General features: G+C 71.9%; 9 protein-coding genes and 1 pseudogene. 7 read left to right on the forward strand and 3 right to left on the reverse strand.

Going from position 1 to position 14922, the window contains the following annotated elements; translation table 11 throughout:
• Positions 1-85 precede the first annotated feature (85 nt).
• Positions 86-2455 (forward strand): FdhF/YdeP family oxidoreductase, encoded by a 2370-nt coding sequence (locus G6039_RS07115; protein ID WP_043796923.1) that lies wholly within the window; start codon positions 86-88, stop codon positions 2453-2455.
• Positions 2456-2462: 7 nt separating this feature from the next.
• On the opposite strand, the gene G6039_RS07120 is transcribed toward G6039_RS07115, so the two are convergent.
• Positions 2463-3449: a GlxA family transcriptional regulator gene (locus tag G6039_RS07120; RefSeq protein ID WP_006943609.1), complete on the reverse strand. Its 987-nt coding sequence runs from the start codon at positions 3447-3449 to the stop codon at positions 2463-2465.
• A gap of 153 nt (positions 3450-3602) precedes the next feature.
• Here G6039_RS07120 and G6039_RS07125 point away from each other — a divergent pair, with 153 nt between their 5' ends.
• Positions 3603-4181, forward strand: a complete 579-nt coding sequence (locus G6039_RS07125) for a hypothetical protein (protein WP_043796838.1) — start codon at positions 3603-3605, stop codon at positions 4179-4181.
• Between the two features lie 16 nt (positions 4182-4197).
• On the opposite strand, the pseudogene G6039_RS07130 reads toward G6039_RS07125, so the two are convergent.
• Positions 4198-6473: pseudogene (locus tag G6039_RS07130) on the reverse strand (FHA domain-containing protein).
• Between the two features lie 287 nt (positions 6474-6760).
• Here G6039_RS07130 and G6039_RS07135 point away from each other — a divergent pair.
• The 5 genes from G6039_RS07135 (at position 6761) to G6039_RS07155 (ending at position 13574) form a co-directional block, all read left to right on the forward strand.
• Positions 6761-8428, forward strand: coding sequence for a class I adenylate-forming enzyme family protein (locus tag G6039_RS07135; protein ID WP_043796835.1), 1668 nt, complete (start codon positions 6761-6763; stop codon positions 8426-8428).
• A 101-nt stretch (positions 8429-8529) separates the two neighbouring features.
• Positions 8530-9831 (forward strand): MFS transporter, encoded by a 1302-nt coding sequence (locus tag G6039_RS07140; RefSeq protein WP_029546660.1) that lies wholly within the window; start codon positions 8530-8532, stop codon positions 9829-9831.
• A gap of 180 nt (positions 9832-10011) precedes the next feature.
• Complete coding sequence (locus G6039_RS07145; RefSeq protein WP_051445975.1) at positions 10012-12600, forward strand: cation-translocating P-type ATPase; 2589 nt, start codon at positions 10012-10014, stop codon at positions 12598-12600.
• Positions 12601-12816: 216 nt separating this feature from the next.
• Positions 12817-13047, forward strand: a complete 231-nt coding sequence (locus G6039_RS07150) for a hypothetical protein (protein WP_029546658.1) — start codon at positions 12817-12819, stop codon at positions 13045-13047.
• 35 nt (positions 13048-13082) lie between these two features.
• Positions 13083-13574: a TspO/MBR family protein gene (locus G6039_RS07155; protein WP_080688418.1), complete on the forward strand. Its 492-nt coding sequence runs from the start codon at positions 13083-13085 to the stop codon at positions 13572-13574.
• Between the two features lie 13 nt (positions 13575-13587).
• Here the strand turns inward: G6039_RS07155 and G6039_RS07160 are convergent, their stop codons facing one another.
• On the reverse strand, positions 13588-14757 hold the full coding sequence (locus tag G6039_RS07160) for a globin domain-containing protein (RefSeq protein ID WP_043796911.1): 1170 nt from the start codon (positions 14755-14757) through the stop codon (positions 13588-13590).
• Positions 14758-14922: the final 165 nt, after the last annotated feature.

Below are 14922 nucleotides of genomic sequence, written 5' to 3' on the forward strand. Positions count from 1 at the left end.
CACCGACACGCGTGCGCGGGGCACCCGGGCGCGCGGACACGGTGTGGACGACCGCGGACACGGTGTGGACGACGAGGGGCCGGCGATGCGCAGACACGATCGGGACTACGACGAGCGCGACCTCGAGGTCGACGACGCCGAGGATCACGCCGCGGGCCCGACCGCGGTGGCGGTGTCGCTGAAGCGGTCCCTCGAACGGATGGGACCGATCCGGACGGCGCAGACGCTGTTGCGGCTGAACCAGGCCGAGGGCTTCGACTGCATGAGCTGTGCGTGGCCCGATCCGGACCCGGGACATCGATCGGTCGCCGAGTTCTGCGAGAACGGTGCGAAGGCGGTGGCGGAGGAGGCGACCCGGCGCCGTGCCACTCCCGAGTTCTTCGCCGCACACAGCATCGCCGACCTGGATTCGCACAGCGAGCACTGGCTCGGCCGGCAGGGCCGCATCACGCATCCGATGATCAAGCGGCCCGGCGCCACCCACTACGAGCCGATCGACTGGGACGAGGCGTTCGCCCTGATCGGTGCGGAACTCGAGGCGCTCGACAGCCCCGACGAGGCGATCTTCTACACCTCCGGGCGTGCCTCGAACGAGGTGGCATTCGCCTACCAGCTGTTCGCCCGGGCCTTCGGCACGAACAACCTGCCCGACTGCTCCAACATGTGCCACGAGTCCACCAGCATCGCGCTGCAGGAGTCGATCGGCATCGGCAAGGCGAGCGTCACGCTCGACGACGTGTACCACGCGGAGCTCATCGTCCTGCAGGGCCAGAATCCGGGGACGAACCATCCGCGCATGCTGACCGCCCTCGAGAAGGCGAAACGCAATGGCGCCACGATCCTGTCGATCAACCCGCTGCGCGAGGCGGGCCTGGTCAACTTCCGCAATCCGCAGACCCCACGCGGGGTCGTCGGCCGCGGCACCGACCTGTCGGACCTGCACCTGCCGATCGCGCTGAACGGCGACCTCGCGCTGCTGCAGGCGTTCGGTTCGCTGCTCGTGGAATGGGACGCGCTCGACCACGAGTTCATCGAACGGCACACCCACGGTTTCGAGCAGTGGCGCCACCACGTCGCCGGCGTCGACTGGGACGTCGTCACCACCGCCACGGGGCTGTCGCGGGAGCAGATCACCGAGGCGGCGACGCTGCTGCGCGACTCGCGCGCGACGGTGTTCTGCTGGGCGATGGGCCTGACCCAGCACCGCAACGCGGTGGCCACCATCAAGGAGGTCACCAACCTGGCCCTCGCGCAGGGCAACATCGGCAAGCGGGGCGCGGGTCTGTTCCCCGTGCGCGGGCATTCGAACGTGCAGGGCGACCGCACCATGGGTATCTGGGAGCGGCCGCCGGCCCACTTCCTCGATGCGCTGCAACGGGAGTTCGGCTTCGATCCGCCGCGCGAGAACGGCTTCGACACCGTCGACTCCATCCGGGCCCTGCGCGACGGCCGGGCCCGCTTCTTCATGGGGCTCGGGGGCAACTTCGTGCAGGCCGCGCCGGACACCCACGTCACCGCGGCGGCGATGCGCAGGGCCCGGATGACGGTGCAGGTCTCCACCAAGATCAACCGGTCGCATCTCGTGTGCGGGGAGACGGCGCTGATCCTGCCGGCCAAGGGCCGCACCGAGCAGGACGTGCAGGCGTCGGGCCCGCAGTTCGTGACGGTCGAGGACTCCACGTGCTCGGTCCACGCGTCCCGCGGACCGTTGCCGCCGGCGAGCGCGCACCTGAAGTCCGAGGTCGAGATCGTCTCCCGGATCGCCGAGGCCACGCTGGGGGACCGGTACGGCCTCGACTGGAAGGCGATGCGCGACGACTACGGCGTCGTCCGCGGCCTGATCTCGCGGGTGGTGCCCGGGTGCGAGAGCTACGACGTGAACGTGCGGCGGCCGGGCGGCTTCGTCCTGCCGCATCCGCCGCGCGATTCGCGCTCCTTCCACACCGCCTCCGGGCGGGCCGAGTTCGCGGTCTCCCCGATCGACGTGCTGCAGGTGCCCGCGGGGCACGTGATCCTGCAGACCCTGCGGAGCCACGACCAGTTCAACACCACCGTCTACGGGCTGAGCGACCGGTACCGCGGCATCGAGGGCGGGCGGCGGGTGATCTTCCTGCACCGCGACGACATCGCCGCCCTCGGCTTCGACGACGGCGACCTGGTCGACCTGTTCACCCGGTGGGACGGCGACGAGCGGGTCCGGTGCGCGCGGTCGTTCCGGATCGTCGAGTACGACACGCCGCGCGGCTCGGCGGCCGCCTACTATCCCGAGACCAACGAGCTGGTACCGCTGGATTCGACTGCACGCCAGAGCAATTGCCCTACCTCGAAATCCGTCGTGGTGTCCCTGGCGCGCGCGGGCGAGCGCAGCGGCGAGTGCCCCGAGGACTCGCACCAGGGCCGCCTCGGGTCGGACTGGTCGCACAAGACCTGCCCGGACCCCGAGTACCTGTCCTGAGACCCGCTCAGCCGGCCCCGGTGTGCCGGGCCGCGGTACGCGAGTGACCGGCGCGGAACGCCGCCGGTGACGCCCCGTAGCGACGGGTGAACGCCTGCCGCAGCGTCTCGGCCGTGCCGAAGCCGCAGCGCGCCGCGACCGCCGTGACCGGTAGCGACGTGGTGGTGAGCAGGACGGCGGCGGACTCGAGCCGAACCCGGCGGACGTAGCGGGCGGGTGTGTCGTGCAGGTGGTGCAGGAACATCCGGGTGAGGTGCCGTTCGCTCATCCCGGCGCGCGCGGCGAGCGCGGCGGCCGACAGATCGCCGTCGAGGTGGGTGGTGATGTGGTCGACGAGGCGCCGCATCCCGCGGTCCTTCGGTTCGGGGGCCGTGGTGAACATGCTCATCTGCGCCTGGTTGCCCGGCCGCTGCAGGTAGGTGACGAGGGCCCGGGAGACCCGGCGGGCCATGTCGGGGCCGTGGTCCTCCTCGACGAACGCGAGGGCGAGGTCCAGGGCGCTGGTGACGCCGGCGGCGGTGGCGACGTGCCCGTCGCGCACGAAGATCGGCAACGGATCCACCTGCACCTGCGGATACCGCGCGGCGAGCCGATCGGCGAACGCCCAGTGGGTGGTGGCGCGACGGCCGTCGAGCAGACCGGCGGCCGCGAGGACGGAGGCGCCCGTGCACACGGACGCCACCCGGCGGCTGTCCCGCGCCAGGCGGCGCACGTGGCCGACGAACCGGGCGTCGTCGGCCATGTCGATGTGCCCGAAGCCACCGGAGACCACGAGGGTGTCGAGCGTTCCGACGAGCCGCTCGAGCCGTCGCTGTCCGGCCAGCACGAGCCCGGTGTCGCAGGTGATCGCGGCCCCGCCGGGGGTGGCCAGCTCGACCCGGTACGCCGGGACCGCGCCGAACCGGTTCGCCGCCGCGAACGTGGTCGTCACGCAGGCGATGTCGAGCAGCTCCGCCCGGTCGTAGCCGACGACCACCACGAGTCGTTCGTCCACACCGTCGACCGTAACCGGGGCCGGGCCCGGACGCGACGTGTCCGGCGGACAGGGATCCCAAATTTCCGGACCTGTCCGGCGCCCGGGTCTCGCCCGGCCGGCCCCGGCCGCCGATCGTGGAGGCATCCCCCACCACTGCCCCCGGGAGACCTCATGGACACCACGACGGCCGTGAGCACGGCCCGCCCCGCATCGCGCCGCTCGGCCGGGCCGGCCTTCCTGGCGCAGCGCTGGCCGACGGTGGCGGCTCTTGCGTTCGCTCTGATCGGCACGCCCGCCGAGGCGAGCGTCGAGATCCTCACCGAGATGATGATGCTGCTGCCGTTCCTGTATCTCGTCACGGCCGTGCTCGACCGCCCGCGTGCGGTGTGGGTGGTGTTCCCGGCCTCCTACACGGCGTGGTTCGTGGTGCGGGCGCTGGACGTCGTACGGTCGACGGTGCTGATCGGCGCCGCGGCGGCGGCCGTGGTCGTCGTGGGCGCGGTGCGCGGCCGGCTGCGCGACCGCCGTTTCCTCGTCCAGGCGGCCGGCATGGTCGCCTTCGGGGCGCTCGGCCTGGTCGCGCTCGCCGTCGATCCGGACGTCGCCCGGTACATCGTCGCGGCCGGATGGTTCCTGCACGGCGTGTGGGATCTTGTCCACCATCGGCTCCGGGTCACCGTGGACCGTTCCTTCGCCGAGTTCTGCGCCGTCCTCGACATCGCGGTCGCCGTCGCGCTCGTCCTCGTGTGAGACATCGGCATCGCGCTCACCGGGCGCGCAGCCGCAACCGGGTGTAGGTGAACGTGGCGTAGACGATGCCGAGGAGGAGCAGCATCCCGGCGGAGAGCAGCCACCACGACGGGGCGTGCTGCCACAGCACGTCGGCCTCGGCGGTCAGGTCCTTGGCACGCAGGTCGACGGTCGAGGCGGTCGCGGCATAGCCCCAGCGCGACGGCGACAGCCACGACAGCTGGGCGAGCACGGCGCGCCCGGTGATGGGAATCAGGCCGCCGCTGAGCACGAGTTGCACCATGACCGTCACGACGAGCAGCGGCATCACCTGTTCGCCGGACCGGGCGACGGCCGACAGGGCCAGGCCGACCACCACGCAGGCGCACGTGGTCAGCGCGATGTCGACGACGAGTTCGACGCTGCCGGAGGGGATCACGCTGCCGGGCCCGGGGGTGCCCTTGCCGACGAGGACGACGAGGACCAGCACGAGCGACTGCACGATCGCGGCGGCGCAGAACACCACGATCTTCGCGATCAGGTACGCCGAGGGCGCGAGCCCGGCGGCGCGTTCGCGGTGGTAGATCATCCGTTCACCGACGAGGTCCCGGACGGTGAGCGACGAGCCCATGAAGCAGGCGCCGAGGATCAGCAGGATGAGGATGAACGCCAGCTCGCCGGGCTCCGCCCCCGGGCTCGGTGGGCCGAATCCGTCGCTGCCGGGCACCAGGATCGACAGCCCGCCGAGGATGAACGGCAGCAGTGACAGGAAGACGAGGTAGCCGCGGTCGGCACGGATCAGCCGCATCTGCCGCCGGGCGACGGTGCTCAGCTGTCGGCGGCGGGGGGATGGTCGACGGCCGCGCTGCGGGCGAGGTGCTCGGCGTGCACCGCGTCGGGTTCGGCCGCGACGCGGGCGAAGATCTCCGCCCAGTCGGTGCTGCCGAGGGCGGCGCCGACCTCGCCGGGCGGCCCGACGTAGGCGGTCTTGCCGCCGGGGGCGAGCAGCAGCACCTGGTCGCACAGTTCGAGGTAGGACAGCGAGTGCGTGATGACGAGGACGACCCGGCCGGAGTCGGCGAGGCGGCGCAGCGTGGTCATGATCTGCCGGTCGAGCGCCGGGTCGAGGCCGGAGGTGGGTTCGTCGAGGATCAGCAGCGACGGCCCGGTGAGCAGTTCGAGGGCGACCGACGCGCGCTTGCGCTGGCCCCCGGAGAGGCGGTCGACGCGGGTGCCGGCGTGCTCGGTGAGCTGTAGCTCGGCGAGCACCCGGGCGATCACCTCGTCGCGGTCGGCGCGGGTGGTGTCCGGCGGCAGCCGCAGTTCGGCGGCGTAGCCGAGGGCCTCGCGGACGGTGAGTTGCCGGTGGAGCACGTCGTCCTGGGGGACGAGACCGATCCGGGAGCGCAGGGCCTGGTATTCGGCGTGCACGCTGTGGCCGTCGAACTCCACGACCCCGTCGGTGGGGTTGCCGGTGCCGGACACGATCTTGGCCACGGTGGATTTGCCGGCGCCGGAGGGGCCGATGACGGCGGTGAGCGTGCCGGGCGGCGCGGCCAGGGTGACGTCGTGGAGCAGTCGACGATTCCCGTCGATGGTCAGCCCGACGGCGCGGACCCGCAGGCCACCGGTCGCGGGAGCCGCCACCTTCTCCCGGGGGACGAGGGTGCCGTCCCGGACGACGAGGTCGGTGTTGCCGATCGTCACGACGTCGCCCTCGGTGAGGGCGGCGCGGGTGATCCGGGTGCCGGCGACGAAGGTGCCGTTGACGCTGCCGAGGTCCTCGATCTCGAGACCGGACGGTCCGGTGCGCAGGGCCGCGTGCTGCCGGGAGGCCAGGACGTCGGGGACGACGACGGCGTTGTCGGCGGCGCGGCCGATCGACACGTCGCCGGGCCGGGGCGCGGGGCGGGGCCGGCGCAGCGGTCCGCGGGTGTCGCCGGCGCGGACCGCGGTCAGCTGGTCGAGCAGCCCCCATCTGCGTTCGCGGGTCGCCTCGGGTTCGGCGACGGAGATCCGGAGGTCGGGTCCCTCGGCCCGGTCGCCGAGCCTGGCGACGACGGTCCCGGTGACCCGGACCCGCTCCACCCGGCGGCCGTCGACGAAAAGCCCGTTCTTGCTGCCGGAGTCGACGAGATACCACCCGTCGTCCCAGTGCAGGAACGCGTGTTCGCGGGAGACCACCGGGTCGTCGAGGGTGACGTCCATCGATCGGTCGCGGCCGATGCGCACCGTCGCGCCGGGTCCGTAGCCGGCGCGTCCGTCGTCCCATTCGAGCAGGACCTGCGCGTGCCGGGTCTCCAGGTCGTCCATCGTCTCGGCCTTCCGTCAGACGTGTCCGCTCGCACCGACGTGCGGTCCTCGACCGCCCACCGACGATTTCCGACCGCTCGTCGCATCGTGCGCCGGGAGCCGGTCGATCTCCGATTCTCCCACTCCGGGAATGCCCAGGCCAGGCCGTCGACGCGGACGGCGCGAGTGTGGTGTGCCCGATTTGACAGGCGCTTGTGTGGCCCAGGACACTACTAACAGACCGCTTACCGACCGAGCGATCGGTCGTGGTGGGGAAGGTTCCGCAGTCGAGTGGAAGGAACTGCGTCGTGACGTCCGAGAAGCGCCCCTGGACCGCGCTCTACCCGAACGGGCTCGATCCCGAGCCGGCGGTGCCGTTCGTCTCCCTGGTGGACGCGTGGCGCGCCCGCGTGGATGCCAACCCGGACGGCAAGGCCATCGCCTACTTCGACGGTGTGCTGACTGCCCGCGAGACCGACGAGCTCTCCGACGCCCTCGCCGTCGCCCTCGCCGCCCGTGGGGTGCAGCGCGGCGACCGGGTGGGCATCTACCTGCAGAACATCCCCCAGTACGCGCTGACCCTGCTCGCGTTGTGGAAGCTCGGGGCCGCGGCGCTCGTGCTCAACCCCATGTACCGGCGGGCCGAACTGCGCCGCCTCGTCGACGACGCCGAGATCGTCGGCATCGTGTGCGCCGACACCGCCGTCGCGGAGACCGCGGACACCGTCCGCGACAGCTCCGTGCGGTGGATCCTCAGCACCAGCGACCTGGACTTCCAGACCCGCGACGACGCCCGGGTCTTCCCGTCGACGGACCGCGCCGTGGCCGCGCCCGACGGTGACCTCGTCGAGCTGATCGAACAACACCGGGGCCGGCGGCCGCCCCACGTCGAGATCACCGGCGACGACGTCGCGTTGCTCGCCTACACCTCGGGCACCACCGGTCCGCCGAAGGGTGCGATGAACACACACGCCAACGTGCTGGCCGTGGCCACCACCTTCGGTTCCTTCGTCGGCCTGGCCGCCGGCGACGCGGTGTTCGCCGTCGCCCCGCTGTTCCACATCACCGGCGCCGTCATCAACGCCACGCTGGCGCTGGTGCACGACACCGCCCTGGTCTTCGCGAACCGCTTCAACGCCGAGGTCGCGCTCGAGGCCCTCGTCGAGCACGGGGTCACGTTCACGATCGGCTCGATCACGGTGTTCAACGCCCTGTACGAAACCCCCGGCGCCGAGGCCCGCCACTTCGCCTCGATCAAGACCCTCTACTCCGGCGGCGCGCCGATCCCGCCCGCGACCGTGGAGAAGTTCGAAGCGAAGTTCGGCAAGTACATCCACAACGCCTACGGCATGACCGAGACCTCCTCCGGCGTGATCGCGGTACCGCCCGGGCGGCGGGCACCCGTCGACCCCGCCAGCGGCACCCTCGCGATCGGCGTCCCGCTGCCCCTGCTCGACGCGCGTGTCGTCGACGCGGACGGCGCCGACGTCGAACCCGGCAAGCAGGGTGAACTGGAACTGTCCGGCCCGCAGGTGATCTCCGGGTACTGGCGCAACCCCGAGGCGTCCGCCGCCACCCTGCCGGACGGGCGGCTGCGCACCGGCGACGGTGCGATCATCGACCGGCACGGCTGGGTCTACCTGGTGGACCGCCTGAAGGACCAGATCAACGTCTCCGGATACAAGGTGTGGCCCCGCGAGGTCGAGGACGCCCTGTACGAGCATCCCGCCGTCCACGAGGCCGCCGTCGTCGGCCAGCCCGACGACTACCAGGGCGAATCCGTGGTGGCGTACGTGTCGCTCGAACGCGACGCCCACGCCACCGAGCGCGAGCTCGTGGACTTCGTCCGCGACCGCCTCGCCGCCTACAAGCGGCCCCGCCGGGTCCACATCGTCGAGAACCTCCCCAAGACCCAGACCGGCAAGATCCGGCGCAGCGACCTGCGCGACCGCACGATCCCCACCCCGACCGCCTGACGGTCCGTCCCCTCCGGCGTGACCGAATGTCACACGGGTTCGGTCACATCGAACCCATGTGACATTCGGCCACCGCTCCCGCGAACGAAAAGAGATACGACGTGAACACCGACGTCCGGAACACCCGGGGTGCGGTCGACACCGCGCCCACCCTGGCATCGAAGAAGAAATCGCTGTTCGCCAGCGCGGTCGGCAACGTGCTCGAGTGGTACGAGTGGAGCGCCTACGCGGTCTTCGCACCGTTCATCGCCGCGGTGATGTTCAACAACTCCGATCCGATCTCCGCGCTGCTGTCGACGCTCGCGGTCTTCGCCGTCGGCTTCCTCATGCGCCCCCTCGGCGGCATCGTGTTCGGCCGCATCGCCGACAGGCGGGGCCGCAAGTTCGTCCTCGTCACCACGATGCTCATGATGGCGACGGGCAGCCTCGTCATCGGCATCATGCCCACCTACGAGTCCATCGGGGCGTGGGCGTCGCTGATCCTGCTCGCCGCGCGGATCATGCAGGGCTTCGCCCACGGCGGCGAATCGGCCACCGCCTACTCGTACGTCGGTGAGATCGCCCCGCCGCACCGTCGCGGGATGTGGGGCAGCGTCGCTTTCATCGCGATCTTCGGTGGCTCGGTCCTCGCCTACAGCATCGGTGGCGCCGTCACCTCGTCGCTCTCCGAAACCGCCGTCGCCGAATGGGGCTGGCGCATCCCGTTCCTCATCGGCGCCTGCCTGGCCCTGGTCGCCCTGTACCTGCGTCGCAGCATGGACGAGAGCGACGTGTTCGACGCCCACCAGGAGCAGGACGAGCAGCCGCGCATCCCGCGGAAGACCGTCGTCCGCGCGATCCTGCTGATGATCGGCATGACCTCCGGCATCACCGCCGCCCACTACACCTGGACGTCGTACGTCGCCACCTACGCGATCACCCAGCAGGGGATGGACCCCGACGTCGCCTACTGGATGTCGGTGATCGCCCAGTCGATCGCGCTCGTCTCCCTGCCCTTCTGGGGCATGCTGTCCGACCGGATCGGCCGCCGCCCGATGCTGTTCGCGTTCGCCGCACTGATGCTCGTGCTGCAGCTGCCGCTGACGATGATGATCTCCTCGGCCGGATGGACCCTGCTCGTCGCGACGACCGTCGCGCTGCTCGTCGTGTCCGTCCCCGCGTCGGTGCTGTCGGCGACGCTGTCGGAGAGCTTCCCCACCCGGCTGCGGACCCAGGCGATCGGCTTCGCGTACTCGTTCTCCGTCGCGGTGTTCGGCGGAACCGCCCCGTACCTGAATCAGCTCCTGATCGGCCGCGGCATCGGATGGGCGTTCAGCGTGTACATCATGGTGCTGTGCGTGCTGACCGGCATCGCCTGCGTCTTCATGAAGGAGACCAAGGGCATCCGCCTCGAACACGCCTGAGGACGATCGGCTGCGCCCCGCCGGCACGGAACCGGCGGGGCGCAGCCGTGTCCCGCGACGTCCCACGGCCCGGACCGGATGCCGATACGCTGGGGCTGCCGCAGCGGCGGGACCGGTCCCGGCGTGCTGTACCCGCTCCTCGTCGCGGTGACACGTCGATCCCGTGGGCGAGGAGGCGGTGTGCAGGCAGATTCCGGTGCGCGGCTGCTCGACAGCGACGGGCTCACCGGCCGGGAGGCCGCCGCGCGGCTCCGCCGGGACGGGCCGAACCAGCTTCCGGCCGCGCGACGGGTGCCGTGGTGGCGCAGGCTGATCGCGCAGCTCACGCACTTCTTCGCGCTGCTGTTGTGGTTCGCTTCGGCCCTCGCGTTCGTCGCGGGTATGCCGGAGCTGGGCATCGCCGTGATCGTGGTGATCGTCGTCAACGGCATCTTCGCCTTCGTGCAGCAGGAGCGCGCCGAGAAGGCCGCCGAACGCCTGGGGGAGCTGCTGCCCACCACCATCGTCGTGCGGCGCGACGGGGCGGTGCGCACCGTCGACGCCCGTGACCTGGTGGTCGGCGACGTCGTCGTGCTCACCGGCGGCGGCCGGGTCCCGGCCGATCTGACCCTCGCGGTCGCGGGCCGCTGCACCTTCGACGAATCCACCCTTACCGGGGAGAGCGAACCGGTGCTCCGCACGGCCGGCGCGGCCGTGTTCGCCGGAACATTCGTCGCCGAGGGCGAATCCGAAGGGATCGTCACGGCGACGGGTGCGAACACCCGCCTCGCCGGTATCGCGGCCCTGACCACTTCGGTGCGACGTCCACCCGGCCCGCTCGATCTGGAGATCCAGCGCATCGTCCGGACGCTCGCCTTCGGTTCCGTCGGCGTCGGCGCGGTGTTCTTCGCCGTGTCTCTCCTGGTGGGGATCTCCTGGCAGGACGCCTTCCTCTTCGCGGTGGGCATCACCGTCGCCCTCGTGCCCGAGGGGCTGCTGCCCACCGTGACGCTGTCGCTGGCGATGGGGGCGCAGCGCATGGCCCGCGACAACGCGCTGGTGCGCAACCTCGAGGCCGTCGAGACCCTCGGTTCGACGACGTTCATCTGCACCGACAAGACGGGCACGCTCACCCAGAACCAGATGAACGTCGTCGAGGCGTGGACCCCGGCCGGGACCGTGGCGGTGCGCGGGGAGGGGTATGCGCCCACCGGTGAGGTGACCGGCCCGGAGCCGGCGGTGGCGGCGGCCGCGACCGCCGGTCTCGCCGGTGCGGCCGCCTCGAAGGGTGGGATCACCCTCGACGACGACGACGAGTGGCGGGCGGTCGGTGACCCGATGGAGGCGGCGATCGCCGCGTTCGCGGCCCGTCTCGCCGGCCCCGGCGCACAGCCGGGGCCGGTCACCCGCCGGTTCGTGTTCGACCCCCGGCGCCGCCGCGAATCGGTGATCGTGGGCGGGCAGCTGCTCCTCAAGGGCGCCCCGGACGCGGTGCTTCCGCGCTGCGCCGACCCGGGCGAACTCGTCGACCGGGCGGAGGAGGCGCTCGCGGACATGGCGTCGCGGGGCCTGCGGGTGCTCGCCGTCGCCCGCCGGACCCTGACCGATCCCGGCGTGGAGACCGACCCGGACCTCGCCGAACGCGACCTCGAACTCCTCGGCCTGCTCGGCATGGAGGATCCGCCGCGGACCGCCGTCCCGGCCGCGTTGCGGGCCGCCCGCGGCGCCGGCATCAAGGTCGCGATGCTCACCGGCGACCATCCAGAGACCGCGCGCGCCATCGCCCGCGAGATCGGGCTGCTCGGGCCCGCGGGCCTGGTGGTGCAGGGCAAGGACCTGCCCGAGGACGATCAGCTGCTCGGTGCCCTGCTCGACCGGGACGGCATCGTGATCAGCCGCGTCTCGCCCGAGCAGAAGCTGCGTGTGGCCAAGGCCCTGCAGGACCGCGGCCACGTGGTGGCGATGACCGGTGACGGCGTCAACGACGGACCGGCCCTGCGGCAGGCCGACATCGGGGTGGCGATGGGTGAGGGCGGCACGGACGTTGCGCGCGAGGCCGCCGATCTGGTGCTGCTCGACGACGACTTCGCGACCATCCTCACCGCGGTGGAACAGGGCCGTGCCACCTACGCCAACATCCGCCGCTTCCTCAGCTATCACCTGACCTCCAACGTGGCCGAACTGACGCCCTTCGCGCTGTGGGGCCTGTCGGGCGGGCAGTTCCCGCTCGCCCTGGGGGTGCTGCAGATCCTGTGCATCGACATCGGCACCGATCTGCTGCCGGCGCTCGCCCTCGGTGGCGAGCCCCCGAGCCGGGACACGCTGAAACGCCCGCCGGAACGCCGCCACCTCGTCGACGGAACCCTGTTGGTCCGGGTGTTCGGTGTGCTCGGGCCGACCGAGGCGATCGTCGAGATGAGCGCGTTCCTCGTGGCGCTGCTCGTCGCGGGCTGGCGTCCCGGGGGCGAATTTCCCACCGGGGCGGCGCTTCTCGCTGCCTCCGGTGCCGCGTTCACCGCCGTCGTCCTCGGTCAGGTGGGCGCCGCGTTCGCCTGCCGCAGCGCGACCCGGCCACCGTGGCAGCTCGGGTGGGGCTCGAACCGGCTGCTGCTGTGGGCCGTGCTCGCCGAACTCGTCGCCCTCGTCGTCTTCCTCGGCGTCGGCCCGGTCGCCGACGTTCTCGGGCACGCGGTTCCGCCGCTCGAGGCGCTGGGGGTCGCGCTGCTGGGCATCCCCGCGGTCCTCGTGGTCGACTCCGTGTACAAGCGGGTGCGCCGTCGCTGGCAGTGAGCCCCGGGGCGTTCGGGGTGCGGGCATCCCGCCGCACGCGCACGATGGGACCGAAGGGGAGGAGCCGCACGGATGTCGTCACAGTTAGGGCTCTGCACAAGCACTACGGAGACGTGCGGGCCGTCGACGTCGTTGACGTGCCGAACCTGGGGTTGCGCCGCCGCGGCACCGGGTATCCCCGGAACACCGCTCGCCGATGATCGGAAGTGACCCGCCATGATCGTCCCCGGCCTGACCGCACCGGACCCGGACACGGAGCCGGGCTCACCCGAGCCTGCCCCGCCGATCCCGCCGACGCCCACGCCGCCGCCGCCGTTCCCACCGGAGCCGAACCCGGTGCCGACCCCACCGGAGCCGCAGCCGCCGTTCCCGCCGGAGCCGGATCCCGAGCCCTCGCCGCCGCATCCGCAGCGGCCCTTCCCCCAGATCCACGACCTCGCGATGTGACGACCTCGCCGACGGCGGGAGTAAGGAGAGCAGGTATGTCGAGCATGTTCGGCCGCACGTTGCTCGGAACGACCGCGGCGACCGCCGCGACGGCGGTGGTGGGATCGATCGCCTCCCGGGACGTGGACACACGCTGGTACCGGCGACTGCGCAAGCCGTCGTTCCAGCCGCCGAGTGCGGTCTTCCCCGTCGTGTGGACGGCGCTGTACGGCGACATCGCGGTGAGTTCCGCGGTGGCCATCGACGAGCTCGAATCGGAGGCGCGGGTCGACGAGGCCACCTACTACCGGGCCGCCCTCGCGGTGAACCTGGCACTCAACGCGTCCTGGTCGTGGGTGTTCTTCAAGACGCATCGGCTCGTGCCGGCGACGGTGGTCGCCGGGGCGCTCGCGGTGAGCAGCGCCGACCTGGCGCGCCGCGCCGCCCTCGCGAAGCCCGCGGCGGGGGCTGCGCTCGGCCCGTACGCGGTGTGGTGCGCGTTCGCCACGGTCCTCAGCGGCCGGATCGCGCGGCTCAACCGGTCCTGACCGAGCGCGGTCGTCAGTAGAGCGGGTCGTGGCGGATGCGGTCCGCGGGCACGCCGGTGGCCTGCAGCCGGAACTTGGTCGCCTGGATCATGGCGGGGGACCCGGCGATCTGCACGTCGTGCCCCGACCAGTCCCCGGCCTCGGCGACGCACCGGCTCACCGGGCCCTCCAGGAGGGACAGCCCGGCCGGCGGATCGGTGGGGCCGGTGAACCACCACGGGTCGGTCGGCGACTCGGTCACGGGCACGACCGTCAGCCACGGGTTGGTGCGGGCGAGGTGCCACAGGGTCGGCAGGTCGTAGAGATCGCACGGGTAGCGCCCGGCGTAGAACACGGTGACCGCCCGCGTGGCGGGACGCCGGGCGAGGGCCATGAGCTGGGCCCGCATAGGGGCGATCGCGGTACCCGACGCGATCATCAGCAGCGGGCGCGGCCGACCGGGGCCGGGCCGCATCGTCTCCGCCCCCAGGGCGCCGATCGGTGAGCCGAGCACCCACGTCTCGCCGACGCGGGCGTGGCTCACGATGTACGGGCTCACCCAGCCGCCGGAGACGCGACGGACATGGAACTCCACGGCGCCGTCCGCGTCCGGCGGCGTCGCCGGTGACAGGTAACGCCACATGCGCGGCCGCCCCGGAACCTGCACGCTCACGTACTGTCCCGGCTCGTACGCCATCGGCTGGTCGAGCCGCAGGCGCACGACGGCGACGTCGTCGAGCGGTCTGCGGTGCTCCACGACGGTGCCCACCCAGGCGGCGGGGCCGGTTTCGGCGGCCGCGGCCTCGGTCATCGTGGTGGCGACGAGGTGCAGCGCGTGGTGCCATGCGTCGTCGAGCTCGGTGGTCCAGTCGTCGCCGGCGGCCTGCGCCACCGCATCGATCAGGGCCTCGGTGAGCGCCTTGTACTGCCACAGCTCGATGCCGTACTTGCGGTGGTCGCGGCCGAGCTGCTCGAGGAACGGGACGACGGTCTCGGGTCGGCTCAGCCGGTCCACCACGTGGACGACGGCGTGCAGGATGCGTTCGCGTTGCTCGCCCATGGCGGCGGGAAAGTACTGCCGGGTCTCGGGATGACGCGCGAACAGGTTGGCGTAGAACGCTTTCGACAGGGTTTGCAGGCCGTCCGGGCGGGCGGACACGGCCTCGACGTTACTGCGGATCAGCGCACACAGTCTCGGGTCCACAATGTCCGCCACCTCCGCGATCCTGTCCGTGTGCGGCGCGGCGCATGCCGGACGCGTCGCACCGGGGAGCGACTCTAGGGCGGAATACTGCTTGTCGCGAATCGCCCTGTGCCCGGAACGGTCGGCCGGGGAACAGATCTCGGGACGTACGTCCCGGGCGGTCGG

This window comes from Rhodococcus aetherivorans, from assembly GCF_011058165.1.
Lineage (GTDB): Bacteria > Actinomycetota > Actinomycetes > Mycobacteriales > Mycobacteriaceae > Rhodococcus > Rhodococcus aetherivorans.

What these genes read in the sequence shown, in the direction of transcription:
- G6039_RS07115 (WP_043796923.1), top strand. Translation starts at nt 86, where the DNA reads ATGCGCAGACACGATCGGGACTACGACGAGCGCGACCTCGAGGTCGAC.
- G6039_RS07125 (WP_043796838.1), top strand. Translation starts at nt 3,603, where the DNA reads ATGGACACCACGACGGCCGTGAGCACGGCCCGCCCCGCATCGCGCCGC.
- G6039_RS07150 (WP_029546658.1), top strand. Translation starts at nt 12,817, where the DNA reads ATGATCGTCCCCGGCCTGACCGCACCGGACCCGGACACGGAGCCGGGC.
- G6039_RS07155 (WP_080688418.1), top strand. Translation starts at nt 13,083, where the DNA reads ATGTCGAGCATGTTCGGCCGCACGTTGCTCGGAACGACCGCGGCGACC.